The sequence below is a fragment of the uncultured Allobosea sp. genome, from assembly GCF_945957345.1.
GTDB lineage: Bacteria > Pseudomonadota > Alphaproteobacteria > Rhizobiales > Beijerinckiaceae > Allobosea.
On sequence record NZ_CAMFKW010000001.1, the window covers coordinates 126,968 to 149,717 of the forward strand.

26 protein-coding genes are annotated in these 22,750 nt (G+C 66.5%); 13 read left to right on the forward strand and 13 right to left on the reverse strand.

The genetic code is table 11. The annotated features are described in order from the left end of the window. Window positions 1-11 precede the first annotated feature (11 nt). From Q0Q36_RS00610 to Q0Q36_RS00625, 4 genes are all read left to right on the forward strand, one after another. Window positions 12-524: a hypothetical protein gene (locus Q0Q36_RS00610; RefSeq protein ID WP_265059980.1), complete on the forward strand. Its 513-nt coding sequence runs from the start codon at window positions 12-14 to the stop codon at window positions 522-524. Between the two features lie 121 nt (window positions 525-645). Continuing rightward, a complete protein-coding gene (locus tag Q0Q36_RS00615; protein WP_293794821.1) occupies window positions 646-1,071 on the forward strand; it encodes a hypothetical protein in 426 nt (141 codons plus the stop codon). A 77-nt stretch (window positions 1,072-1,148) separates the two neighbouring features. Beyond that, window positions 1,149-2,132 (forward strand): MBL fold metallo-hydrolase, encoded by a 984-nt coding sequence (locus Q0Q36_RS00620; protein WP_293794823.1) that lies wholly within the window; start codon window positions 1,149-1,151, stop codon window positions 2,130-2,132. A gap of 151 nt (window positions 2,133-2,283) precedes the next feature. Beyond that, window positions 2,284-3,057, forward strand: a complete 774-nt coding sequence (locus Q0Q36_RS00625; RefSeq protein ID WP_293794825.1) for an NAD kinase — start codon at window positions 2,284-2,286, stop codon at window positions 3,055-3,057. A 6-nt stretch (window positions 3,058-3,063) separates the two neighbouring features. Here the strand turns inward: Q0Q36_RS00625 and Q0Q36_RS00630 are convergent, their stop codons facing one another. Both Q0Q36_RS00630 and Q0Q36_RS00635 read right to left on the reverse strand, forming a co-directional pair. Continuing rightward, window positions 3,064-4,278, reverse strand: a complete 1,215-nt coding sequence (locus tag Q0Q36_RS00630; RefSeq protein ID WP_293794826.1) for a DUF2336 domain-containing protein — start codon at window positions 4,276-4,278, stop codon at window positions 3,064-3,066. Then, window positions 4,275-5,354 carry a lytic transglycosylase domain-containing protein gene (locus Q0Q36_RS00635; protein ID WP_293794827.1) on the reverse strand — a complete coding sequence of 360 codons (1,080 nt, stop codon included), beginning with the start codon at window positions 5,352-5,354 and terminating at the stop codon, window positions 4,275-4,277. Before Q0Q36_RS00635 ends, Q0Q36_RS00630 begins: the two co-directional genes overlap by 4 nt. Before the next feature lie 190 nt (window positions 5,355-5,544). Between Q0Q36_RS00635 and Q0Q36_RS00640 the strand changes: the two genes are divergently transcribed. From Q0Q36_RS00640 to Q0Q36_RS00650, 3 genes are read left to right on the forward strand one after another with little or no spacing between them, the layout of a single operon-like run. After that, entirely contained in the window at window positions 5,545-6,042 is a 498-nt protein-coding gene (locus Q0Q36_RS00640; protein WP_293794828.1) for a MaoC family dehydratase, read from the forward strand. Between the two features lie 3 nt (window positions 6,043-6,045). Beyond that, a complete protein-coding gene (locus Q0Q36_RS00645; protein ID WP_293794829.1) occupies window positions 6,046-6,924 on the forward strand; it encodes a CoA ester lyase in 879 nt (292 codons plus the stop codon). A 19-nt stretch (window positions 6,925-6,943) separates the two neighbouring features. Next, a complete protein-coding gene (locus Q0Q36_RS00650; RefSeq protein ID WP_293794830.1) occupies window positions 6,944-7,153 on the forward strand; it encodes a heavy-metal-associated domain-containing protein in 210 nt (69 codons plus the stop codon). Between the two features lie 6 nt (window positions 7,154-7,159). Here Q0Q36_RS00650 and Q0Q36_RS00655 read toward each other — a convergent pair whose 3' ends face one another. Next, a complete protein-coding gene (locus Q0Q36_RS00655; RefSeq protein WP_293794831.1) occupies window positions 7,160-7,765 on the reverse strand; it encodes a flavin reductase family protein in 606 nt (201 codons plus the stop codon). A gap of 4 nt (window positions 7,766-7,769) precedes the next feature. After that, on the reverse strand, window positions 7,770-8,339 hold the full coding sequence (locus Q0Q36_RS00660; RefSeq protein ID WP_293794832.1) for a nitroreductase: 570 nt from the start codon (window positions 8,337-8,339) through the stop codon (window positions 7,770-7,772). A gap of 102 nt (window positions 8,340-8,441) precedes the next feature. On the opposite strand from Q0Q36_RS00660, the gene Q0Q36_RS00665 reads away from it, so the two are divergent. Beyond that, window positions 8,442-9,359 (forward strand): hypothetical protein, encoded by a 918-nt coding sequence (locus Q0Q36_RS00665; RefSeq protein ID WP_293794834.1) that lies wholly within the window; start codon window positions 8,442-8,444, stop codon window positions 9,357-9,359. A gap of 162 nt (window positions 9,360-9,521) precedes the next feature. Here the strand turns inward: Q0Q36_RS00665 and Q0Q36_RS00670 are convergent, their stop codons facing one another. The 6 genes from Q0Q36_RS00670 to yidD all read right to left on the reverse strand — a co-directional run bounded on the left by Q0Q36_RS00670 (window position 9,522) and on the right by yidD (window position 16,341). Beyond that, the gene (locus Q0Q36_RS00670; RefSeq protein WP_293794836.1) at window positions 9,522-10,208 is read right to left on the reverse strand and encodes a GDSL-type esterase/lipase family protein; all 687 of its coding nucleotides are present in this window, start codon (window positions 10,206-10,208) and stop codon (window positions 9,522-9,524) included. Window positions 10,209-10,267: 59 nt separating this feature from the next. Further along, complete coding sequence (locus Q0Q36_RS00675) at window positions 10,268-11,494, reverse strand: OpgC family protein (protein WP_293794838.1); 1,227 nt, start codon at window positions 11,492-11,494, stop codon at window positions 10,268-10,270. A 373-nt stretch (window positions 11,495-11,867) separates the two neighbouring features. After that, entirely contained in the window at window positions 11,868-12,485 is a 618-nt protein-coding gene (locus tag Q0Q36_RS00680; RefSeq protein ID WP_293794840.1) for a GDYXXLXY domain-containing protein, read from the reverse strand. Continuing rightward, complete coding sequence (locus Q0Q36_RS00685; RefSeq protein WP_293794842.1) at window positions 12,485-13,774, reverse strand: DUF2157 domain-containing protein; 1,290 nt, start codon at window positions 13,772-13,774, stop codon at window positions 12,485-12,487. Before Q0Q36_RS00685 ends, Q0Q36_RS00680 begins: the two co-directional genes overlap by 1 nt. 156 nt (window positions 13,775-13,930) lie before the next feature. Beyond that, window positions 13,931-15,928: a threonine--tRNA ligase gene (thrS, locus tag Q0Q36_RS00690; RefSeq protein ID WP_293794844.1), complete on the reverse strand. Its 1,998-nt coding sequence runs from the start codon at window positions 15,926-15,928 to the stop codon at window positions 13,931-13,933. A 65-nt stretch (window positions 15,929-15,993) separates the two neighbouring features. Next, window positions 15,994-16,341, reverse strand: coding sequence for a membrane protein insertion efficiency factor YidD (gene yidD, locus Q0Q36_RS00695; protein ID WP_293794904.1), 348 nt, complete (start codon window positions 16,339-16,341; stop codon window positions 15,994-15,996). A 101-nt stretch (window positions 16,342-16,442) separates the two neighbouring features. Here yidD and Q0Q36_RS00700 point away from each other — a divergent pair, with 101 nt between their 5' ends. Then, window positions 16,443-17,189: a hypothetical protein gene (locus Q0Q36_RS00700; protein ID WP_293794846.1), complete on the forward strand. Its 747-nt coding sequence runs from the start codon at window positions 16,443-16,445 to the stop codon at window positions 17,187-17,189. Here Q0Q36_RS00700 and Q0Q36_RS00705 read toward each other — a convergent pair whose 3' ends face one another. After that, entirely contained in the window at window positions 17,190-17,636 is a 447-nt protein-coding gene (locus tag Q0Q36_RS00705) for an iron-sulfur cluster assembly scaffold protein (protein ID WP_293794848.1), read from the reverse strand. 184 nt (window positions 17,637-17,820) lie between these two features. On the opposite strand from Q0Q36_RS00705, the gene folE reads away from it, so the two are divergent. The 3 genes from folE to Q0Q36_RS00720 all read left to right on the forward strand — a co-directional run bounded on the left by folE (window position 17,821) and on the right by Q0Q36_RS00720 (window position 20,120). Continuing rightward, window positions 17,821-18,465 carry a GTP cyclohydrolase I FolE gene (gene folE, locus Q0Q36_RS00710; RefSeq protein ID WP_293794850.1) on the forward strand — a complete coding sequence of 215 codons (645 nt, stop codon included), beginning with the start codon at window positions 17,821-17,823 and terminating at the stop codon, window positions 18,463-18,465. A 68-nt stretch (window positions 18,466-18,533) separates the two neighbouring features. Further along, a complete protein-coding gene (hisI, locus tag Q0Q36_RS00715; RefSeq protein WP_293794851.1) occupies window positions 18,534-18,941 on the forward strand; it encodes a phosphoribosyl-AMP cyclohydrolase in 408 nt (135 codons plus the stop codon). A 201-nt stretch (window positions 18,942-19,142) separates the two neighbouring features. Further along, complete coding sequence (locus Q0Q36_RS00720; RefSeq protein ID WP_293794853.1) at window positions 19,143-20,120, forward strand: patatin-like phospholipase family protein; 978 nt, start codon at window positions 19,143-19,145, stop codon at window positions 20,118-20,120. A 178-nt stretch (window positions 20,121-20,298) separates the two neighbouring features. On the opposite strand, the gene Q0Q36_RS00725 is transcribed toward Q0Q36_RS00720, so the two are convergent. Continuing rightward, window positions 20,299-20,730 (reverse strand): CBS domain-containing protein, encoded by a 432-nt coding sequence (locus Q0Q36_RS00725; RefSeq protein WP_265060003.1) that lies wholly within the window; start codon window positions 20,728-20,730, stop codon window positions 20,299-20,301. Between the two features lie 196 nt (window positions 20,731-20,926). Next, window positions 20,927-21,754: a rhomboid family intramembrane serine protease gene (locus Q0Q36_RS00730; protein ID WP_293794854.1), complete on the reverse strand. Its 828-nt coding sequence runs from the start codon at window positions 21,752-21,754 to the stop codon at window positions 20,927-20,929. A gap of 401 nt (window positions 21,755-22,155) precedes the next feature. On the opposite strand from Q0Q36_RS00730, the gene Q0Q36_RS00735 reads away from it, so the two are divergent. Beyond that, window positions 22,156-22,725: a PAS domain-containing protein gene (locus Q0Q36_RS00735; RefSeq protein WP_265060005.1), complete on the forward strand. Its 570-nt coding sequence runs from the start codon at window positions 22,156-22,158 to the stop codon at window positions 22,723-22,725. Window positions 22,726-22,750 lie beyond the last annotated feature (25 nt).

Below are 22,750 nucleotides of genomic sequence, written 5' to 3' on the forward strand. Positions count from 1 at the left end.
GGGAGGTTCGCATGCGTCGCCTACTTTTCGTCACGGCTTCCGTGGCGCCGTTGCTTTTGGTCGCCAGCCTGCCGGCGGCGGCCCAACCGCATTTTGGTGGCGCCGGCTTCCGGCATGGTGGTTTCCACGCTCGCGGCATCGGCATGAGGCCGCTTGGAATGCGGCCGGCATTCCCCGGCTATCGTCCGGGCTTCCGCTCCGGCTGGTATGGCGGTGGTTGGCGCCACGCCGGCTATTATCGCGGATATCGCGGCTACCCCTATTGGGGCGCAGCCTCAGGCTTGGCGGCAGCAGCCGCACTCGGCGCAATCGCCGGGTATCCGTATGCCGGCTATCCGTATTATGAGCCCGTCTATCCCGCCTATCCGGTCTATCCCGTCTATGGAGCTGCGCCCGCGGCGGCGGGCGGGATGTGCAGAACGCCGGTCAGGACCTGTGCATTGTACGAGCCGGCGCCGCTGGGGGTGGGATGCTCCTGCCGCGCGCCGGGCGGCCGCGCCAAAGGCGTGGTCGTCGGTCCTTGAGCACTCGACCGGCCCGCCCCTGCATTCCATGACTGGCCGGCAGGCGCGATCATGGGTTAGATGTCCGGCATAGGTGCCGCGCAGGCGCGGACCGACCTGGGCAAGCTTTGCACGGACCGGAATGGACGACCGGACACAACTTCTGACGCTCGCGGACCGTTGCGAGGCTTCCAGCAAGCCGGATCGCGAGCTCGATGCCGATATCTACGAGGCGCTGGGCTTCGTCGTCCGGCGCAAGCCGACTCGGCTGGTCAACCGCCGCACCCCGGCGGGCGGCATCTACCAGCAGGGTTCCTTCTGGAAGACGCTCGGCACCGTCAGCGCTGATATCGACATTGCCGTATCGCTGTTGCGGCAGAAGGCGCCGGGTTGGAGCTGGAGCCTGCAATGCCTTGCCGGCGAGGACAGCCTCGCCTTTCAGGCGCTGGTTGCCGATTGCTCCGGCCAGGGCGTCATGGGCTCGCTCGCGCTCTGCGCCGCGATGCTGCGCGCCCTCGCCCGGCGCGAACCGTCTGCGCCGCCGGAATCGCGCCTCACGGAAACTTGACCTGCCTGTCTTTCCAAGGGGTTGAACGCGGGCAGGTCGTCGCTAGTCTGCCTGCGATCCGAGGGGAGAACAGATACATGCAGGACACAGATTTCACGCGCCGTGCCGCTCTGGCCGGTGCCGGTGCTTTCGTTGCCGCTGCGACACTCGATCTGCCCGGTTTCAGCCCGGCCCACGCACAAGGAGTTTCCGTGAATCAGGCTCCCGGTTTCTACCGTTACAAGATCGGCGATATCACCCTCACCGCGCTCAATGACGGCTTCGGCAAGCGCCCGCTCGAAGGCTTCGTCCGCAATGCCGAGCTCGCCGACGTGAAGAAGGCGATGGCGGAAGCTTTCCTGCCGCAGGATGCGCTCAACATCACCTTCACGACGCTGGCCATCCAGCACGGCGGCAAGCTGACCCTCATCGACACGGGCAACGGCGACTCGGGCGCGCCGACCTCCGGCACCTGGATGGCGAATTTCAAGGCGGCGGGCTTCGACCCCAAGGATGTCTCCAGCGTCGTGTTCAGCCATTTCCACGGCGACCACATCAATGGCTTCCGGTTGAAGGACGGCACGGCCGTGTTCCCCAATGCGGAAGTGATGGTTCCGGCGGCCGAATGGGCCTTCTGGATGGACGACGCCAAGATGAATGCCGCGCCCGAGGCCATGAAGGGCGCGTTCGCCGGCGTGCGCCGCGTCTTCGGCCCCGTCGCCAAGGATGTGAAGCAGTTCGAGCCCGGCAAGGAGCTCCTGCCGGGCCTGACGCCGATCGCAGCCCCCGGGCACACGCCCGGCCACACGGTCTTCGCGCTGAGCTCCGGCAACGGCAAGATGATGATCATGTCCGACACGACCAACCACCCGGCCCTGTTCGTGCGCAACCCGGACTGGTCGGCCGTGTTCGACATGGACGGCCCGCAGGCGGTGGCGACGCGGCGCAAGCTCCTCGACATGGTTTCGGCCGATCGGATGCAGGTCGCCTTCTACCACGCCCCCTTCCCGGCGACCGGCTTCATCGCCAAGGACGGCAACGGCTTCGAGATGGTGCCGGTGCAGTGGAGCGCGGCGCTCTGAGCGCCATCCCCACGTCGTTTCCTATCAAGGCCGGGCGAAAGCCCGGCCTTTTTCGTCGAGGGACTTTGTTGCCGCCATGGCCTCGCGGCCGGGCATCCGGACGTGTTAAGCCTGCCTCCACACCGCAGGGCCTGCCGTTCCAGGACACGCTATGACCGAACGATTCGGCGCGATCTCCTTCGTCGCCAGCGAAACCCCAGAAGCGCAGGCGGCGCTCGACAAGCTCGTCGAGCGCTACGGCAATGCCGATCCGGCTCAGGCGGATGTCGTGGTCGCGCTCGGCGGCGACGGCCTGATGCTGCAGACGCTTCACCGCTTCCTGGGCACTGGCAAGCCGATCTACGGCATGAATCGTGGTTCGGTCGGCTTCCTGATGAACGAGTTCAAGGAACGCGGCCTGACCAAGCGGCTGGATGCCGCCCAGCGCAGCATCGTGCACCCGCTCTCCATGCAGGCCATCGACCGCAGCGGCGCGACCGTGCAGGCCAAGGCGATCAACGAGGTCTCTTTGCTGCGCCGCTCCTATCAGGCCGCCAAGCTGCGCATCTCGGTCGATGGCCAGGTGCGATTGGCCGAACTCATCGCCGATGGCCTCCTGCTGGCGACGCCTGCCGGCTCGACGGCCTATAACCTCTCGGCCAACGGCCCGATCCTGCCGCTCGATGCGCCGCTGCTGGCGCTGACGCCGATCTCGGCCTTCCGGCCCAGGCGCTGGCGCGGCGCCCTGCTGCCCGACCATGCCAAGGTCTTCATCGAGGTGCTGGAAGCCGAGAAGCGCCCCGTCAGCGCCGTCGCCGATCACACGCAGATCGACGAAGTCAGCTCGGTTTCGATCGAGATCGACCGAACCGTCGACCTCGTCATGCTGCACGACCCCGGCCACAGCCTAGACGAGCGCATCCTGCGCGAGCAGTTCGGCTACTGAGGCTCTTCAGGCCGCGTCGCGCAGATCGCTCTCGGCGAGTTCGATCAGGAAGGACGGGTCGGCTTCGACGAGCAGCGCCAGCGCGGCATCGTCGGCAAGCGAATCCGCGAGATTGCGGGCCTCCTCGCGGGCAGCCTCCGCGTCCATGCGGCGCAGCATGGCCATCAACCCGTCTGCTTCCGGTCCTTCACGCGTCTCGCAAACAATCAAGACCGCACGCAGCAGCCCGCGATCCATGCCCTGATGGACACTGCCCCGATCGAAGCCGCGCGCGTTGAGCGCGAGGATGGCAGCGGTGAAAGCGGGCTCCAGTGCGGCCGAGAGCCCCGCCTTGCGGCAGAGCGCCTTGAGCCCCGCCCCGCGCTTGTCGCGCAGCAGCGCCGCCACCCGCTCCTCGGGCAAGCCGGACAGCGCGACGAAGGCCGCCTCGGCCAGAGCCGGTTCGCCACTGAGCAGCGAGCGCAGCATCAGCCCCGGCGTCAGCCGGCCGGTGACCCTGAGGACCTCGACGATGGCCGGCGCATCGCTAGCCTCGCCGCCTGCCGCGAGCGCGACTGCGACCCGCTCCGTCGACTCGCGTGCCAGCCGCGCGCTGCGCTCAGGCGTCAGCCAGCCGCAGCCCGCGACGAAGCTCGCCAGCGTGTCGGAGACACGAGCAGCAATGGCCTGCCGCAGCCCTCCCGGCAGGTCGACGCGCTCCAGCAACGCCTCGCGCAAGCTGCCGCTGTCGCCATGGCGCTCGATCATGCGTTCCAGCGAGAATTCGGGAATCTCGGCCGTGCGATTGCCGGCCAACGTAATGAGCGCTTCCTCGCAGCCGACTTCGGCCAGCGCCGCGCAAACGCTCAATGGCAGGCAGCGGCGCATGGCGATGGCCTTCTGGGCGAGCGCATCGCCGACAGCAGCGGCATCGACCAGATCTGCCTCGGTCAGCACCGGCGAATGCGCCAGAACCAGCGCCGCAACATCGCTCTGCTCGGCGATCAGGCTCAGCGCGAGATTGCGTGGCGTGTGCATCGAAGGCGCCATCTCCTCGGCGATCGCCCGACGCACCAGCGGCGAAGGGTCGTCGATCAGCGCCATCAGCGCCGTCTCCGCCTCCTGCTTGTCATCGTCGGACATCTCCGAGCGCAGATAGGCGCCCGCCAGGCTGGCGGCGCCGCTCGCGCGTGCCTCCGCCGGCGCGGTGCGGGCCCAGAGCAGGAAGCGCCGAACGATCATGCGCCGCTCCGCTGGATCATGAAGGAGGAGAGATCAAGCGGCCCGCGCCGCGATCGGCTCACCGGCTGCGACGTTGCCACGCTGGGCTGGGACAGATCGCTCGGCCGCGAGGGCGGCAGAGGCGCGCTGACGGTCTTGCCACCCACGCCGGCCGCAGCAGCAGTGCCCGCAACCGGGTTCGCGTCCGACATGGTGGTCTCGCCCTGGCCGGAGCGCGGGAAATAGCGTTCGCCGCCTTCGAGCGAGGCCATGCGCGTGCCGCCGCGAGGCGGCGTCGTCCAGAGATTGGCAACGGCCTTCGAGACCGGGTCGCGCGAGCCATTGGTCGAGAACAGCCCGACGAGCCCCTTGGCACGGCCTTCGCGCAAGCCAGCAGCGACTTCGGCGACGGGAACATCGCTCTGCCCCGCTTGCGGGTTCTGCGCGACGTTGGCCGCGACCTGGGTGCTGGCGTGGCTGGCCGCCAGCACGCCATAGACCTCCTGCACGCTGCGCGCCCGCCCGGCCTTGTCGTAGAAGATCGAGCGATTGGCCGCGGCCGCATCCGGGAAATCCCGCGCCGCGACGCGGTTGGGGTCATTGGCGGCTGCGCGGATCAGGTCGGAAGCGCCGCGCGCCCCGAGCACATGCGCCATGTAGAGCTCGCCCGCCTGCGGCTGGCGGCCGAGGCTCGACGCGAGCTGGTCGCGATTCTTCTGGGTCAGCGCCCCGGCCATCACGGCCGCGACCTGCGGATCGTTACGCAGCTGGAGAATCTTCTCGCGCGCAGCCGGATCGGAGACGCTGAGGCGCCCTCCGTTATCGCTGATCGCGTCGGCATATTGCGAGAGGCCCTGTTTCGGCCCCTCCTGCTTGACCATGGCGAGCCAGGTCTGCTCGATGAACTGGAAGAGACCTGTGGCGCTGGATGTGCCGGCCTTGGCCGTTGGCTCCAGCGAGGATTCGCGCTGTGCCGTCTTGAGCAGATAATCGAACCCCGCCCCCGTCCGCTCCGCGCCTTGGCGGATGGCGCTGACGACCGGGTTCGCTGGCTGCGTTTCGCGGCTCTGGCTCTGCGGCGTGGTGAAGAGGAACATCGAGACCTTCGGGGGCGGCCCGCGCGCATCGCAGAGCACACCTCGAAATTGCCTCCATTATGGTAAGCGAAACGTTAAGATCGGTCCTGTGCCGCGATGTGTCCGCGCTTTCCGCTTCCCTCCCGATGGCGGTCCCTCTACGACTTCTCGTGCTGGCTCAGCAGCCGGCATGTTGAAGACGGAGGCGTCGATGACGGATGTGGTGCGTCACAAGCGTGGCGGGATCTATTTCGATGATTTCCAGGTCGGCGCGGTCATCGAGCACGGGCTGACCCGCACCGTCACGCAGATGGACAACATGCTGTTCTCCAACATGACGCTGAACCCGCAACCCCTTCATATCGATGCGCATTTCTGTGCGACCGAGACCGAATGGGGCAAGCCGCTGATGAACTCGCTGTTCACGCTCGGCCTGATGATCGGCATCTCCGTCAACGATACCACGGTCGGCACCACCATCGGCAATCTCGGCATGACCGATGTGCTGTTCCCCGCTCCGCTCTTCGAGGGCGACACCATCAATTGCACCACTGAAATTGCGGCCAAGCGCGAGTCGCGCTCGCGGCCCGATGCCGGCATCGTCGAGTTCGTGCACAAGGCTTACAAGCAGGACGGCACGCTGGTCGCCCAGTGCCGCCGCCAGGCCTTCATGCGCAAGCGCCCCGCCCCCGACATGGTCGCGGTCTGACCGATGCGCTCGCTCCTGTTCGTGCCCGGCGATAGCCCGAAGAAGCAGCAGAAGGGCCTGGAATGCGGCGCCGACGCGCTGATCCTCGACCTCGAGGATTCCGTCGCGCTCGATAGCAAGCCGCAGGCCCGCGAGATCACCCGCGCTTTCCTCGAAGCGACCCGCCCCCTGTCGAAGCGCCCGCTGCTGATCGTCCGCATCAACGCCCTGACGACCGGCATGAGCGATGCCGATCTCGACGCGATCATGCCGGGCGCGCCGGACGCGATCATGCTGCCGAAATCGGAGGGGGGCACCGATGTCGGCCATCTCGCTGCCAAGATCGCGGTGCGCGAGGCGGAGTCGGACCTGCCTGATGGAACGACGCGCATCCTCCCGATCGGCACGGAAACCGGCAAGGCCATCTTCGGGCTCGGCAGCTACAGCCGCTCCTCGCACCGCCTGATGGCGCTGACCTGGGGGGCGGAAGACCTCTCCGCCGATCTTGGCGCCGAAACCAACCGGCTGGAGGACGGCTCCTATGCCGATCCGTACCGCCTCGCCCGCTCACTCACCCTCTTTGCGGCAACTGCGGCGCAGGTCGACGCGATCGACACCGTCTTCACGAATTTCCGCGACGATGCCGGCTTCCGCGCCGAATGCCTCGCCTCCCGCCGCGACGGCTTCACCGGCAAGATGGCGATCCATCCGGCGCAGGTCCCGATCATCAACGAGATCTTCGCGCCCTCGCCGGCAGCGCTCGCCAAGGCGCAGCAGATCATCGCGCTGTTCGAGGCCAATCCCGGTGCCGGCGTCATCGGGCTCGATGGCGAAATGCTGGATCGTCCCCATCTGATCAAGGCACAGCGGCTCGTCGCGCGAGCTCGCAAACTGGCTGAATAAAGTGCCGGAGGCGATTCCAATGACTCAGGTTTTCGAGGTTTCAGGCATGCATTGCGGCGGCTGCGCCTCGCGCGTCCAGCGCGCCGCGACGGCGCTCGCTCCCGGCGCAACGGTGACGCTCGATCCGCCGCGCCTCACCCTGCCGGACGGGGCCAAGCTCGACGCCGAGGCGATCAACAAGGCGCTGGCGGAATTCGGGGATTACAGCGCTAAACCTCTGGCGGGTTGAAATACCCTACCCGCCTGCCGGACGGGTGATCGAGAACAGGCTCGTCACCTCGGCATAGTCGGCATAGCCGCAGCGCGCGATCGGGTTGGCGCCGGCCGTATCGAAACGCCCCTCCTTGACGAAGGCGTCATCGATGAAGGTGCCGACGACCTGCCCCAGCACCATCCAGCGCGGCACGACATTGCCGTCGAGATCATGCAGCTGCTGGATCGAGAGCAGCTTGCATTCGAGCGCGGCCGGCGTGCCGGCGACGCGCGGCGGCTTGACGAAGCGCGAGGGCGCCATCGCGAGCCCGGCATGAGCATATTCGCTCTCGCCGCGCGGCAATGGCGCGGAGGTCATGTTCATCGGCCCGGCCAGTGCCTTCGTCACCAGGGAGCAGGTGAATTCGCCGGTCTCCTCGATGAAGGCGACGGCGTCCTTCTTGTTCTCCGAGGAGAACATCACGATGTTCGGCCGCGACGAGATCGCGTTGAAGAAGCTGTAGGGCGAGAGATTGACCTCTCCCTTGGCGCTCAACGCCGTGATCCAGCCGATCGGCCGCGGCGCGACGATCGCCTTGAACGGATCATGTGCGAAGCCGAGATCGTCTTTCGTGGCCGAATAGATCATCGCGTCAGGTCCCGTAATAGCTGACGATATCGGCCATGACCGGCCGGTCGCGATCGGTGATCGGCGCCGTCGGCGTCCCCAGATGCACGAAGCCGGCCATCCGCTCGTCTTCCGCCAGCCCGAACGCGGTCAGGACCTCGCGATCGAACGAGAACCAGTTCGTCAGCCAGGAACCGGCATATCCCATGGCGCAGGCGGCGACGAGCATGTTCATGCAAACCGCGCCGGCCGAGAGTTCCTGCTCCCAGAGCGGAATCTTGACGTGCTGCCGCGCGCGCGAGACCACGCCGACGATGACCGGCGCGTGCAGCAGGCGCTTGCGCTCGAACTCGACCTGGTCCTCGCTCGCCTGCGGGTTCTTCTCGCGAAAAACCCGGGCGACGATCTCGGCCGCCTCTTCGCGGGCCGCGCCCTTGAAGACGATGAAGCGCCAGGGCGCGAGCTTGCCATGATCGGGCACGCGCGCGGCGATGGCGAGAAGCTCATCGAGCTGCGCGCCGTCGGGGCCGGGAGCCGTGAGGAACTGCGGCGGCACGGAGCGACGCAGCTTGAGCAGAGAGAGCGTATCGGTCATGAAACATCCGGACAGTGGCTTTGGATTGACCTATTCCTTCGCCATGATGAGGACAAGCGGAGCTGCTCATACATCGCCGCAGAGCCGCCGAGGACGAAAAGCATGCTTGAATTGGAGGGCTTTAAAGCTCGCCGCCTGACCGCGGTCGCCTTTGCTGCGGCCGTCTTGCTTGCGCCGAGCCTCGCGGGTGCCCAGACCGCCGATCCCGGCCCCGGCGCCGATGCTCCGGCGCCCGCGCCCTTGCAGGGCCAGCCGGTCGCGCCGAACGGATTGGCGCGTCTTTCCGTCTCTGCCCAGTTCGCCGCCGACCGCAAGCCGATCCGCTCCGGGCTCAATTGGCGCGTGCTCAGCGAAAGCGCCGATGGCAGCTCCCCCAAGATCATCGCGCGCTCGTCCGAGCCGGAGCCGGCATTCTCGCTGCCGCCCGGCAACTACATCATTCATGCCGGCTACGGCTTCGCCAGCGGAACGAAACGGGTCAGCCTCGGCCAACAGGGCCTGCGCGATCAGGTTCAGATCAGTGCCGGGGCGCTCTCGCTGGCGGGCTCGATCGGCGATGCCCCGATCCCGGCTCCCCTGCTCTCCTTCTCGGTCTTCGTGCCTCTCCAGGGCAACTCGGAAGGCCGGCTGATCACCAGCGATGCCAAGGCGGGCGAGGTCATCCGCCTGCCCGAGGGCACCTATCACGTCGTCTCGACCTACGGCGATTCCAACGCGATCCAGCGCGCCGACGTGAAGGTCGAGACCGGCAAGGTCACGGATGCGACGCTGCATCACCGCGCTGCCAAGGTCACGCTCAAGCTCGTCGCCAATGCCGGCGGCGAGGCCTTCGCCGGCACCGCCTTCAGCGTGCTGACGCCGGGCGGCGACGTGATCCGCGAGGCGATCGGCGCCTTCCCGCAGGTCATCCTGGCCGAAGGCGACTATGTCCTGATCGCCCGGCAGGAGGGGCAGGTCTATTCGCGCGACTTCAAGGTCGAGTCGGGCAGCGACCGCGATATCGAGGTTTTGGCGAAGTAAGTCGGTAGCCGCTTCGCAAGCCCGGTGTCATTCCGGGGCGCGCCGCAGGCGCGAACCCGGAACCCACGACTGGGTAGGACAGTCGGCGCGCGATTGTTGGCGGCTCACCCGGTCGTGGGTTCCGGGTTCTTCGCTACGCGAAGCCCCGGAATGACAAGGGCCTCAGTTCATCGGCTTTCCGGCCCCGGCCGCCTCGATCCTGACCGGGCCGATCCCGGCTACGATCCCGTCGGCGAGCCGCAGAGCCAGGCAGCGATAGCCGGCATCGACCAGGTGCAAGCCATCCATGCCGACGAGTTCCTCCGGCGTGAACTGGCGCGAGTTCGACCAGCCCTTCATCATCGCATAGCGCGGGAACAGCGAAATCCCCTGGTCCTGAGCCGTCTTGACCAGCACGGCGCGATAATCGTCGTAATGCGGATAGCGACCCTCGCGCGGCAGCCAAGGCAGGTCCATCAGGATCATCTCGATCCCGGCGGCGCGGGCCTTGCCCACGCCCTTGCGCAGGATCTTGGCGAGCTTGTCCTCGCCGATATCGCGGATCGCGTCGTTGATGACGGTCTGCCAGATCACGATTGCCGGCTTCTCGTCGATGACATCGGCCTGCATGCGCAGCAGCATGTCATAGGCCGACTGGCCGCCGACACCCTTGTTAAGGACCCTGACCTCGGCCCCCGGCAAGCGCCGGCTGAGCTCCGCCTGCAGCACGGCCGGGTAGCTCTTGTCTTCGGCACTGGCGCCGGAACCCGCCGTGGCTGAGGAGCCCAGTGCAACGATCGTCAAACGGCCGGTCTCCTGCAGCGCCTTGCGCGCAGCCGGCAGGTTGGGCTGGAAGGTGGTCTTGGCCACTTCCGCGCGGCAACGGACATCGAGCGGTGGCGGAAGCGGCGCCGCGATCGATCCAGAACTCAGCGCGAGGACAAAGAAGGCCGCGGCAGCTGCGCGCCACGGGCCGGGGCAGACTCGGCGCTTGCGCCGCGTTTCGTGATCGAACGGTACCACGACAGGAAAATCCCTAACCCTGTCAGAATTGTAACGCCAGCCGTGCATATCAGCAACTGAACGCTCAAATCGAAGGAAGTTTCCGCCAACACGATCTGCCCGCTGATCGAAAGCACGATGCCCGCACAGAAGACATGCAGCGAATTCTGCCCGGCGCTGGCGAGAATACGGCCCGGAGCAACCTTGGCCATAGCGCTCCCCGCCGGCAGCCAGCGGATCGCCAGCCAGGCCAGCGCGCCGATATGCAGGAGGCGCGTCCAGGCGAGATTGGTCTTGTCCGAGCCGAGCTGCACCGAGTCGAACCAGTCGTTCAGCGCGGCGATTCCGGTCGGGTTGCCGCTGGACGTCTTCACCACCCACGCGAAGGCAATGAAGGCGACAGCCGCGAGATCGAGCCAGATCAGCCGCGGCGCGCGGATGCCGAGTTGCGCCGCCCGGCCGATGACGACGCCGAGCGTGAAGATCACCTGCCAGGCGAAGGGGTTGAAGAACCAGACGCCGGCGCTGCCATTAGGCAGGTTCAGCTCGAAGGCGAGCGCCGCCTGCCAGATCGCGAATGAGCAGCCGAGCGTGAGCAACGGGCTCAGACGTGCCGCGTAGTAGATCACGGGGAACAGCGCCAGCAGCACGATATAAAGCGGCAGGATATCGAGATAGGACGGCTGATAGGTCAGCGTCAGTGCGCCGATCAGCGCCTCGACCGTGTCGCGGAAGAAGGGCTGGATGTTGATCGCCTCGATATAGAGCGGGTTCTGCGTCCGTGTGACCGCCGTGGCGACGACGCCGCAGACGATGATGAACACCGCGATATGGGCGATGTAGAGCGTCCAGAGCCGCGCCGCGAGCTTCAGGCCTGCGACCGCGAATCCGCGCTGCTCGATCAGCCCGCCATAGGCCAGCGTCGCCGAGACGCCGGCCAGCAGGACGAAGATGTCGGCCGCATCCGAGAAGCCGTAATTATGCGGCATATAGGCCGAAACCACGTTCCCCGGCATGTGATTGATGAAGATGATCAGCAGTGCGAGCCCGCGAATAACGTCGATCCGCGCATCCCGCCCTGGCGCGGCCAGCACTGCGTCCACGGCCGGGCGGCCGAGAAGCAGGAAGCGCCTGAAGGAGGAATGGGAGGACACGGGACGCAAGTCCTTCAGCAGGCTGGAGATCAGGATTGGAACGCCGGCAGCCGATACGGGTTCCCGACGGGCAGCTCTCAGGATGAACGTTCGTTGTCGAAGCTGTTCATCTCCCGTTCATATAACTCCCGAGGATTCGCGTCACGCGGCGCGTTGTCACAAGCACGTGTGGCGCATCATCAGCGGCTTTGCGGCAGGGGTGAGACGAGACGGCGCCGACACGGCAATGTGATGCCGCACGATCTCGCTACGCGACGATGGTTAACGAAATGTGCCGGCTCGGTGCGGCTCAAGCCACCCGCTATTCATAGCGCGGGACACGATGCGCAGCCTCGGCATCCGCACGGCTTGGAAGTCGGTCGTCAACACCGTTTCAATACGGCGGTTCGGCATAGACCGGCTTGCCGTCGATCAGCAGGCGCTTGATCGCAGCCTCTCCTGACGACGAAACGGCGGCCACCACTTCGATCCGGGCCTTGTCGGTGGTCTCGATCGCCTTGCCCTCGCCCTGCGGCACGAAATAACTCTCGAGCCCATAGGCAATGCGCAGGCGGTTGCGCCGGCCGCTGCAATCGAAGGTGCCATCCGCATTGGTGGCGCAAGCCGAGGTCGAAACCACGCGTCCGGCGATGACGACCGTGCCGTCAGCCGGTTTCGGCCAGTCGCGTGAAACGCCGTTCGCCTTGGCAAAACCCTGCTCGTCCTGGCCCAGTTTGACATAGACGCGTTCGCCGCGCTCGAAACCCGCCATGCCGGCCGTATCGGCGTCAACCGTGCTGATCGGATAATTCAGCACGACATAGTCGCCGCGGAAGAGGTCACGCGGATCGATCGGGACGGTCTTCAGGCGGATTTCGGTGCCGCCACGCAGGATCTGCGCCCGCTGCTCGACCAGTGCGAACAGCAAGAGCACCAGCAACAGCGCGGTCGCCAGCGCGCGCCAGACCAGCGGCACCTTGGCGACGAGCGTATCGGCCGAAAGCACGCGCATCAGGCGGCTTCCTTTTCAGGCGGGTTGAGGCGGGCGAAGAGGCGCCGCGCGCCGGAAGCGATCGCCAGAAGCGCCGCACCCGCGACGAGGAAGAACAGCGACTGGTCGAGCAATGTGCCGATCGTCTGCCAGAGCAGGATCAGGATCGCGACGCCGAACAGGACCGAGCCCGCCAGGACCAGCCGCCGGATGCCTCCGACCGACCCCGCCACCACCAGTGCCGTCGCCGCCAGCAGCACGAGGCTCGCGACGACGATCTTGCCCGCCATGGCCGTAACGATGCCGGTCCAGAATACGGCCGGCACCAGCAAGGCAAAGGCAAGCCCCGCGGCCAAAGGCCAGGCGAAGCGCCGCTCCCGCGCCAGCGCCGCAAGGCAGGCGACGACCGGAAGCGCGGCGGCATAGGCCATGAAAACGAAGCGGAAGGCATGGCCGGCCCGGGCCTCGTCGCGATCGAGGATGCGGATCAGTTCGGTGTTCAGCACCAGCACCAGCCCGAGCAGTCCCCAGGGCAGGCAGGCGGTCAGCACCGGGGGCAAACCGCGATCGAGCGCCAGCGCGCCCAGCGCCACATAGAACACGGCAAGCGCCAGCCCATAAGCCAGGAGCCCATAGTCGAAGCGATCGAACAGACCATAGCCTGGCACCATCGCGAGCCATGCCGCCGCTGCCAGCACGACGAGATGGTGGACCAGCCGGTTGTCGCGCGACAGCGAGAGCCAGAGCGCCGGCAGGTAGAGGATGAAGAAGCCGAGATGAGCGCCGCTGCGTGCCTCCTCCCAGCGCCCACCGCTCCAGGCGCAGATCGCGATCAGCGCGATCGCCAGCGCGCCGTTCGAGCGCATCAGGACGGCGGCGATCAGGCCGCCGAGCGCAATCAGCAAGGCCCCGCCCGGCCAGTCCGCCGGCAGATGATACATCTGGCCGACCAGTGCCAAGCCCGCGCCGAAGATCAGCACGCCGCAGGTCACGGCAGCATCGGCACCACGCGGCGAGCCCTGGCGCTCCAGCCGGAAGGCATAGGCGATGCAGGCCAAGATGGCCGCGAGGATCATACCGAGCTTGACGAGGCGCGGGATATCCTCCCAGCCCGCTGCGACGAAGGCAGCGACGCTCGCAGCGATCAGCAAGCCGCCGAGCAGGCCAAGCGCGGCCGGCAGGCGGATGCCGCCCTGCTCACGCGCGACCGAGCGTCGGATAGCCGTAGCATTCTCGGCGCTGAGCCAGCCTTCGGCCACCCAGCGAGGAAGATCGGCTTCGAGCCGCTTGCGATAGGAACCGGTCAGCATTGCCGGCAATCTGGCATGGCGAGGCCGGGATTCGCTAGGGGAGCACAGCCCACCGCCATCATTCTCGGGCGAAGCAAAGCTTCGATCCGAGAATCTCAGGCAGAACCGGCTGATTTCCGAGATGGCCGGGTCAAGCCCGGCCATAACGGCAAATCGTCAAGCGGCCTTCACGGCCTTCCGGCGCGCCAGATCCGGCGCCAGTGCCTCCTCGCCCAGCGCCGCGAGCGCTTCCGACAGCGTCATCACCGTCTGCGCCTGGCTTCCGAGGCGGCGGACCGTCACGGTCTTCTCCTCGGCCTCGCGCTTGCCGACGGCGAGGATGACCGGGACCTTCGCCAGAGAGTGCTCGCGCACCTTGTACGAGATCTTCTCGTTGCGCAGGTCGGCGCGGGCCCGCAGGCCGGCGCCCATCAGGGCCATCGTCACCTCCTCGGCATAGGCATCCGCCTCCGAGGTGATCGGGCAGACCACGATCTGCTCGGGCGCCAGCCAGAGCGGGAAATGCCCGGCATGGTGCTCGATCAGGATGCCGGTGAAGCGCTCCAGCGAGCCGCAGATGGCCCGGTGAACCATCACCGGCTGCTTCTTCTCGCCATCGGCGCCGATATAGAAGGCGCCAAACCGCTCCGGCAGGTTGAAGTCGACCTGCGTCGTGCCGCATTGCCAGTCGCGGCCGATGGCATCGCGCAGGACATATTCGAACTTCGGCCCGTAGAAGGCGCCTTCGCCCGGATTGATCTCGGTCTTGATCCGGTTGCCGGACTGCTGCGCGATCCGCTCCAGCACCTTGGTCATGACGTCCTCGGCATGGTCCCAGACCGCGTCGGAGCCGACACGCTTCTCGGGCCGCGTCGAGAGCTTGATGACGAGATCGTCGGTGAAGCCGAAATCCTCGTAAACCGAGAGGATCAGGTCATTGATCTTCAGGCACTCGGCCGCGAGCTGCTCCTCCGTGCAGAAGATATGGGCGTCGTCCTGTGTGAAGCCGCGCACCCGCATCAGCCCATGCAGCGCGCCCGAGGGCTCGTAGCGATGGACATTGCCGAATTCGGCCAGCCGGATCGGCAGATCGCGATAGCTCTTCAGCCCGTGCTTGAAGATCTGGACATGCCCCGGGCAGTTCATCGGCTTCAGCGCGAAGACGCGATGGTCGCGCTCGGCATCCTGCGGGTTCTCGAAGGCCGCAGCCGATTTCACCGCGAACATGTTGTCCTGGTACCAGCCCCAGTGGCCCGAGGTCTCCCAGAGCGACTTGTCGAGGATCTGCGGCGCGTTCACCTCCTCATAGTCGGCGGCGAGGCGCCGGCGCATATAGGCGATGATCTCCTGGAACAGGCGCCAGCCCTTGGAGTGCCAGAACACGACGCCCGGCCCCTCCTCCTGGAAGTGGAACAGGTCCATCTCCCGGCCGAGCTTGCGGTGGTCGCGCTTCTCCGCCTCCTCGAGCTGCTTGAGATAGGCGTCGAGCTCTTCCTGCTTGGCGAAGGCGGTGCCGTAGATGCGGGTCAGCATCGCGTTGTTCGAGTCGCCGCGCCAATAGGCGCCGGCCGTCTTCATCAGCTTGAAGGCGTTGCCGACCTTGCCGACCGAGGTCATATGCGGGCCGCGGCAGAGATCGATCCACGCTCCTTGAGCATACATCTTCAGCGTCTGGTCGGCGGGGATCGCATCGACCAGCTCGACCTTGTAGGCCTCGCCCTTGCTAGCAAAGAAGTCCTTGGCCTTGTCGCGGCTCCAGACCTCCTTGGTGAAGGGTTTGTCGCGCGCGATGATCTCGCGCATCTTCTTCTCGATCGCCGGGAAGTCCTCCGGCGTGAAGGGCTCGTTGCGGGCGAAATCGTAGAAGAATCCGTTCTCGATCACCGGGCCGATCGTCACCTGCGTGCCGGGGAAGAGCTCCTGCACGGCCTCGGCGAGGACGTGGGCGGTATCGTGCCGGATCAGCTCGAGCGAACGCGGGTCTTCCCGGTTCAGCAGCTCGATCTTGGCATCAGTGGTGATCGGGTCGGCGAGGTCGACGACGGTGCCGTCGAGCGCCATCGCGACGGTGCGCTTCAAGAGAGAGGGAGAGATGCCCTTGGCGATCTCGACTCCGGTAATGCCGGAGGGGAATTCGCGCTTGGCGCCATCGGGAAATGTCAGGGAGATCGTCATCGATCGTGCTCCTGCTCACTCGGGGATACGGGCCCCGTAAGTCAGACCGGCTGCGAATGTGAGGGTTACGTCCCGTCGCCCGCAGTCGGTTCGGCGTCGGAATCGAAAGCCGCTGGCACGTTTGTCCCGCGCCAGCGGCCATAGGACCATGGCCTATACCACCTCGCCGCGGGCGGCAATGCCTCGCAGACGATGTCGACGCCGCTCGTGCCCCATGGATTGCAGCGGCAGATCCGGGCGAAACCGACCCAGCCGCCGCGCCACAACCCGTGGCGCAGGATCGCCTCGTCGGTATAGGCCGAGCAGCTCGGCCAGTGTCGGCAATGCCGCCCGACCAGCATGGAAAGACTCAGCTGATAGCCGCGAATGGCGAAATGCGCGGCCTTTCGGGGGAAAAGCGCGACGCTTCGCAGCAGCGAAAATCTTTGCTTAACAAAGAGACGCTGGAATAGATCGTCTGCTTCGTTTCGTTCAGCCACAACCAGAACCGCTTCCCTTGCTCGACACCGGACACATGATGCGCGCCGTTCGCTTTCGCCAAGCCCTTGTTCGCCAGGCCCTTCTCGGCGCCGGCCTCGCGCTCGGCCTCGGCCTCGCCACGCCGGCCTTCGCTCAGCAGCGGCCTTACCTGCTCTGGCTCGACGGTGCCAAGCTCGACATTGCCCATATCATCGGCCTGCCGCCGGCGCAGAACAGCCCTGAGGCCAAGGCCGAGTTCGAACAGGTCCAGCAGATCACGCAAGCGCGCACGCCTGAACGCGAGAAGCAGGCGATCGCCGACCAGCGCCAGGGCCTGGTGAACTTTCTCAACGGCATGGACACGCGCTATGTCGACGGCACGCATCGCGAGGTGCGGCTGCTCTTCCGCGAGGCGCAGGTCGAGCTCGGCATCCTCCTGAAGAGCGTCCACCGCCTGACCAGCCGGCAGCGCCCGTTCCAGCTCTGGTCGAAGGTGCGCGTAAAACCCTGCCCTGGCGCCCGCCCGGAAGGAACCTCCTTCCCGTCCGCCCATGCCGCGACCGCCGCGCTCTATGCCGAGCTGCTGAAGACAGCCGTGCCGGAGATGAGCGACAAGCTGGAAGAGCGTGTGAAGAGCTATGACGAGAGCCGTCTCGTCTGCGGCTTCCACTTCCCCAGCGACATCGTCGCGGGCGACAAGGTCGGGCGCGCCGTCGCCAAGGCCCTGCTCGCGGACCGGGCCTTCAAGGTGCGGTTCGACGAGACGCTGCCCGAGATCAAGGTCGTTTTCGGCGCGAAGTAATCAGGCTGCGGCCTCGCGCCGCTTCGCCTCGATCTGGTCGATCGCGTCGACCACCGCATCGAAGGTGAGCATCGTCGAGGCGTGGCGCGCCTTGAAGTCGCGCACCGGTACGAGCACGCCGAGATCCGCCCATTTACCCTCGGGCGGCTCGGCATCCTCCTTCAGGATGGCGCGCGCCTGGTCGCGCACCTCCCGCAATTCCGCCGCCGTCGAGCCGACGACATGGCGCGCCATGATCGAGGAGGAGGCCTGCCCGAGCGCGCAGGCCTTCACCTCATGGCCGAAGCCGGTGACGACATCGCCTTCCATGGTGACATCGACTGTCACGGTCGAGCCGCACAGCTTCGAATGCGCACGAGCCGTCGCATCGGGAGACGGCAGGCGCTGCAGCAGGGGGATGTTGGCGGCAAGCGAGAGGATGCGCTTGTTGTAGACGTCGTCCAGCATGGTTCGATCTCTCGCCGGTCTGGAATGACCGGCACGCAAACCCAATATAGGGTTGATCGCCGCAAAACGGGAGGGCATGGGAACCTCTTCCGCCGCGAGGCATCAAACTTGTCGCATCGGCCAAGCGGCCGCAGCCTTTAAGGGGCGGCGCGCAGGGCTTCATCGTCCCAACGGGAGGCACCACATGATCCCTGTGGTTAAGTCCTTGTCCGTCGAGGGGGCTGTTGGCCCCTCCGCTGACAAGTTTCTGGTTCGCAAGCCGTCGCAGGAAGAGGCCGAGGCCGCCGTCCGCACGCTGCTGCTCTGGGCGGGCGACGATCCGTCGCGCGAGGGGTTGGCCGATACGCCGCGGCGCGTCGCGAAGGCCTACAAGGAATTCTACAAGGGCTATGCCGAGGACCCGCACCATATCCTCGACCGCGTCTTCGAGGAGGTCGAGGGCTATCGCGACATGGTCCTCGTCCGCGACATCCCGTTCTATTCGCATTGCGAGCACCACATGGTGCCCTTCGTCGGGAAGGCGCATATCGGCTACTACCCGTCGAAGGGCGTGGTCGGCCTGTCGAAGCTCGCCCGCATCGTCGACGTCTATGCCCGCCGCCTGCAGACGCAGGAAACCATGACCGCCCAGATCGCCGATGTGATCGAGGAGGCGCTGGAGCCGCGCGGCGTCGCCATCCTCGTCGAGGCCGAGCATATGTGCATGTCGATGCGCGGCGTGCAGAAGCAGGGCTCATCGACGATGACCACGCAATATCGCGGCGTATTCCGGGACGATCCGGCCGAGCAGGTCCGCTTCTTCACGATGGTAAAGTCACTGGGGCTCTAGCAGCTCCGCCTGGCCGCGCCCTTGTCGTTTCCATACAAGGCGCATGACCGCCTTTCCCCGGAGCCGAGATGAGCCTCTTCCCCGCCGCGTCCGACAAGCACGCCCTTGAAGAGGGAACCGTGCTCAGCCCCCGCTTCGACGCGAACGGCCTTGTCACGGTCGTCGCGACGGAGGCCGATTCCGGCGCGGTGCTGATGGTCGCCCATATGAACGCCGAGGCGCTCAAGCGCTCGATCGAAACCGGCGAGGCCTGGTACTGGTCGCGCTCCCGCCAGGAACTCTGGCACAAGGGCGCGACCTCCGGACAGATCCAGACCATCGTCGAGATGCGGGTCGATTGCGACCAAGACGCGCTCTGGATCAAGGTGAAGGTCGGCGGCGACGGCGGCTGCTGCCATACCGGCCGCTGCTCCTGCTTCTACCGGGTCCAGCCGTTGCGGGACGGAGCGGAGAAACCGTTGATTGTCTGCGACTGAAAGAACTGACCCCGGCGCGCACCAGCGATGCGGCCGGCGCGCCTTCACGGATTCGTCAAATGAGAGCGATAATCGCCGAAGGCTGCCGTTCATCTTTCGCTCATCGGCTTTTGAGACCCTCTCATTCCACGGAGGGACGAGCCCATGCGGTGGGATGGTGTCGCGCGGCGAGCCTTTGGTCTCGGCGGAGGTGGTGCCGCAATGAATGACATGCGCCCGGTCGAGGGTCAGCCGGCCCTGATCAGGCCAAAGATCGGCCTCGCGCTCGGCGGCGGCGCTGCGCGCGGCTGGGCCCATATCGGCGCACTTGAAGTGCTCGTCGAAGCCGGTTTCGCTCCCGATGTCATTGCTGGAACCTCGATCGGCGCCGTGGTCGGCGGCTGCCTCGCCGCCGGCAAGCTGCCCGAGCTCACCGAATTCGCCACCAGCATGACCAAGCGCCGCATCGTCGGCCTGATGGATTTCCACATCGGCGGCGCCGGCCTGATCGCCGGCGGGCGCCTGAAGCGCCTGCTGGATCAGCACCTGAACGGCATCCGGATCGAGGACCTGAACCATCGCTTCGTCGCCGTCGCGACCGAGCTCGGCTTCGGCCACGAAATCTGGCTGACGCACGGCCCGCTGGTCGAGGCGCTGACAGCCTCCTACGCCCTGCCCGGCATCTTCGACCCCGTGAAGCTTGGCGGCCGCTGGCTGATGGATGGCGCGCTGGTCAACCCCGTTCCAGTCACGGCGGCACGCGCGCTTGGCGCCGATGTCGTGATCTGCGTCAATCTCAACAGCGACCTCACCGGCCGCGGCACCACCATCCAGGATCAGAGCGCCGATCCCGATCCGCTCATGCCGGAATTGCAGGTCCAGCCGGAACCACGCTGGTATGACGGGATCAGCGGCGCAGCCAAGCGCGTCCGCAACATCGTCGGCCGCCCGGCCGAGAACCGCCCCGGCCTCGCCGGGGTGATGATCGACGCCTTCAACATCACGCAGGACCGGATTTCGCGCTCGCGGCTGGCGGGCGATCCGCCGGACGTGATGATCGGCCCGAAGCTCGGCCGCATCGGCCTGTTCGATTTCCACCGCGCCGGCGAGACGATCGAGCTCGGACGGCAGGCGGCGCGACGGTCGCTCGACGACATCGCCGCTCTCGTCGCGGCAAACCACATCATGCCGGAGAGCTGACGCTCTCCGGCCTCTTCGATCGAGCGTTGATTTTGCGCTGAAACACGCCGTCATCCGGGGCTTGACCCGGGATCCATGCCGGAGCGCCTCCAATCGAGGTTCTGGCATGGATCCCGGCTCTACACTTCGCTCCGGCCGGGATGACCCGCGTTTCAATGGAAACGCGAACAGGCTTCCATCAGGCCATCGCGATATAGTCGCGCATCGCCTTGCTCTCGGCCTCGATCGCGGCGACCCGGTGCTTCACCACGTCGCCGATCGAGACGATGCCGGTGACGCGCCCGTTCTCCACGACCGGAACGTGGCGGAAGCGCCCGGTCGTCATGATCTCCATCAGTTCGTCGACGCTGGTCTGCGGCCGGCAGGTCACGACCTTCGAGGTCATCGAGCGCGAGACCGCGCTCTCCAGTGCGCTGGGGCCCAGCTCACCGAGCGCCCGGATGATGTCGCGCTCGGACAGGATGCCCACCAGCGCCCCGTCCGCTCCCATGACGACGACGGCACCGATGCGCTTCTCGCTCAACGTGCGGATCGCCTCGGCCAGCGTCCGATGCGGCTGCACCGAGATCACATCGTGTCCCTTGCCGCTCAGCAACTGCTCGACATTCATGGACAGTCCCTCCTCGCAGGCGCGCCGTCGCCGGCGCGCGGTTTCGCTGGAACTCCGCGAGGGCCGGCAAAACTCTTCATGCCGGGCCGGCTCGGGAAGTGCTTCGCAATGGTGCGAGTGTGGGCGAAGACCTTGGCGCAGGCAAGGTTCACGGGAGCGCAATGCACTCAGGCTGCGGCCCGCCACGTAGCCAGCCTCAGCGCCCCTTCTGACCCCGGTCGAACAGCGGAAACAGCAGCAGGCCGACGACAAAGCCGCCGATATGCGCCTCCCAGGCGATGCTGGTCTCCTCGCCGAAGATCGGCACGAGCCCGGCGCCGAACAGGATATTCGTCACGAACCAGATCGCGATGAACAGCAGCGCGCGCGAGTTGCGCCAGAGCTGCCCGAGAGGCTCGACCGGAATCGCGCGAACGACGGCATCGTTGCCGAGCTCGCCGAAGCGCAGGCCCGGCGCGAAGACGAAGCGGATGGCGGCTGCCGTCGCACCCGAAATGCCGGCCGAGGCGCCGACCAGCGGCAGCACGTCGAGATCCCGCGACCACCAATGCAGCAGCGCGCCACCGATGGTAGACAGCGCCATCAGGTTGAGGAAGCGCCCCGGCCCGAGCCTGCGGGCGACCGGGCTGCCGAAAGCCGCGAGCCAGACCGCATTGGAGACGAGGTGCAGCCAGGAGCCGTGCAGGAAGCCGTAGGTCAGGACCGTCCAGAGCCGGACGCCGCCATCGGCCAGCAGCAGCCTGACGAGTTGCAGCCGCTCCGCGACATCCTGCCCAGCCGTGGTCTGCGCCATCGCGCCGACGACATCGTCGATTCGCCCTGGCGAAAGCCAGAGCGTCAATCTGGCCGGCACGAAAGCAAACCAGGACATCAGGACATAGTCGTCATAATCCGACAGCAGCGAGCGGCCGGCCTGGATCAGCACCAGCGCCGCCAGCAGCCAGACCACGACCGAAGGCAGGTTGAAGACGGGCTCGCGCCCCGGCGGGGAAGGACGTTGGGAGGAAGGATCTTGGGAAGCCATTTGGCCGTCACACTTGCCGAAGCGTCCGCAGGGCGCAAGCGGCGGGCATATCACGAAAAAGGGGAGCGGCTTGCGCCGTCCCCTTTTCCGCCGGCTGTGACGCCGCCCGGTTGTGCCGGACGGCAGGCTCACGCCCCCTCCACCTCTTCCTGCGTACGCTGTCGGCGTCCGCGAATTCCGGCGCAATTCATGCGCATTTTAACGATCATCCACAATCGTAACACTTGGTTAACCCTAACGGCCCGGTCGCCTCCCCCGACTCAGCGGGGGGTGGCAAGACGGCACGGCGGATGCGTCCTCGATTCTTCCAGGGACTGATTCGTCCTCCTTTCGAACGGATCCGCGTCATCTTCGAACGCCGGGCCGCTCCAGGGAGAGACACCGGGCGATATGGGCACAGAATGAAGAACGCGAGCACACGTCTGGTTTTCGAATATTGGGACACGCTACGCGGCGAGCGGGCCGCGCCGGAGCGTGGCGAAATCGAGCCCGGAGCGTTGCGGCATGCCCTCGCGGATACGTTCGTCCTCGAGAACGAGCCGATCGGCCCGGTCTTTCGGCTCGCGGGAACACGGCTTTGCGCCCTGATCGGCCAGGAATTGCGCGGGCGCGCCTTCACGGCGCTTTGGCCCGATGTCGAGGCCCAGGGCGACATGCGCCGCCTCGTCCAGACCGTGATGGACGAGAGCGCGGGAGCCGTCGCCGGCCTCTCCGGCAAATCGGTCACCGGCACGCCGATCTATCTCGAGCTGCTGCTGCTGCCGCTGCGCTATCGCGGGCGGACGCATGCCCGCGTGCTCGGCGCGCTGTCCCCGGCCCTGTCGCCGGATTGGCTCGGCCTGGACACGATCGAATCGATGCGAATGATCTCGCTCAGGATGCTCTGGCCTGCGGCGACCGCGCGCCCCCCCGTCGCGCCACGCCGTGCCGAACCGCCCCGCCTCGTGGTATTGCCGGGTGGGCGGGCCTGAGCGGAACGATCCGTTAACCCAAACC

Bases quoted from the DNA above. Each gene is read 5' to 3' on its own strand.
- Q0Q36_RS00655 (WP_293794831.1), bottom strand. From the start codon at position 7,765: ATGATCTATTCGGCCACGAAAGACGATCTCGGCTTCGCACATGATCCG.
- Q0Q36_RS00720 (WP_293794853.1), top strand. From the start codon at position 19,143: ATGAATGACATGCGCCCGGTCGAGGGTCAGCCGGCCCTGATCAGGCCA.
- thrS (WP_293794844.1), bottom strand. From the start codon at position 15,928: ATGACGATCTCCCTGACATTTCCCGATGGCGCCAAGCGCGAATTCCCC.
- Q0Q36_RS00735 (WP_265060005.1), top strand. From the start codon at position 22,156: ATGAAGAACGCGAGCACACGTCTGGTTTTCGAATATTGGGACACGCTA.
- Q0Q36_RS00630 (WP_293794826.1), bottom strand. From the start codon at position 4,278: ATGATCGTTCGGCGCTTCCTGCTCTGGGCCCGCACCGCGCCGGCGGAG.
- Q0Q36_RS00725 (WP_265060003.1), bottom strand. From the start codon at position 20,730: ATGAATGTCGAGCAGTTGCTGAGCGGCAAGGGACACGATGTGATCTCG.
- Q0Q36_RS00640 (WP_293794828.1), top strand. From the start codon at position 5,545: ATGACGGATGTGGTGCGTCACAAGCGTGGCGGGATCTATTTCGATGAT.
- Q0Q36_RS00700 (WP_293794846.1), top strand. From the start codon at position 16,443: ATGATGCGCGCCGTTCGCTTTCGCCAAGCCCTTGTTCGCCAGGCCCTT.
- Q0Q36_RS00645 (WP_293794829.1), top strand. From the start codon at position 6,046: ATGCGCTCGCTCCTGTTCGTGCCCGGCGATAGCCCGAAGAAGCAGCAG.
- Q0Q36_RS00650 (WP_293794830.1), top strand. From the start codon at position 6,944: ATGACTCAGGTTTTCGAGGTTTCAGGCATGCATTGCGGCGGCTGCGCC.
- Q0Q36_RS00625 (WP_293794825.1), top strand. From the start codon at position 2,284: ATGACCGAACGATTCGGCGCGATCTCCTTCGTCGCCAGCGAAACCCCA.
- Q0Q36_RS00685 (WP_293794842.1), bottom strand. From the start codon at position 13,774: ATGCTGACCGGTTCCTATCGCAAGCGGCTCGAAGCCGATCTTCCTCGC.
- hisI (WP_293794851.1), top strand. From the start codon at position 18,534: ATGAGCCTCTTCCCCGCCGCGTCCGACAAGCACGCCCTTGAAGAGGGA.
- Q0Q36_RS00620 (WP_293794823.1), top strand. From the start codon at position 1,149: ATGCAGGACACAGATTTCACGCGCCGTGCCGCTCTGGCCGGTGCCGGT.
- Q0Q36_RS00665 (WP_293794834.1), top strand. From the start codon at position 8,442: ATGCTTGAATTGGAGGGCTTTAAAGCTCGCCGCCTGACCGCGGTCGCC.
- Q0Q36_RS00705 (WP_293794848.1), bottom strand. From the start codon at position 17,636: ATGCTGGACGACGTCTACAACAAGCGCATCCTCTCGCTTGCCGCCAAC.
- Q0Q36_RS00660 (WP_293794832.1), bottom strand. From the start codon at position 8,339: ATGACCGATACGCTCTCTCTGCTCAAGCTGCGTCGCTCCGTGCCGCCG.
- Q0Q36_RS00615 (WP_293794821.1), top strand. From the start codon at position 646: ATGGACGACCGGACACAACTTCTGACGCTCGCGGACCGTTGCGAGGCT.
- Q0Q36_RS00730 (WP_293794854.1), bottom strand. From the start codon at position 21,754: ATGGCTTCCCAAGATCCTTCCTCCCAACGTCCTTCCCCGCCGGGGCGC.
- Q0Q36_RS00610 (WP_265059980.1), top strand. From the start codon at position 12: ATGCGTCGCCTACTTTTCGTCACGGCTTCCGTGGCGCCGTTGCTTTTG.
- folE (WP_293794850.1), top strand. From the start codon at position 17,821: ATGATCCCTGTGGTTAAGTCCTTGTCCGTCGAGGGGGCTGTTGGCCCC.
- Q0Q36_RS00680 (WP_293794840.1), bottom strand. From the start codon at position 12,485: ATGCGCGTGCTTTCGGCCGATACGCTCGTCGCCAAGGTGCCGCTGGTC.
- Q0Q36_RS00635 (WP_293794827.1), bottom strand. From the start codon at position 5,354: ATGTTCCTCTTCACCACGCCGCAGAGCCAGAGCCGCGAAACGCAGCCA.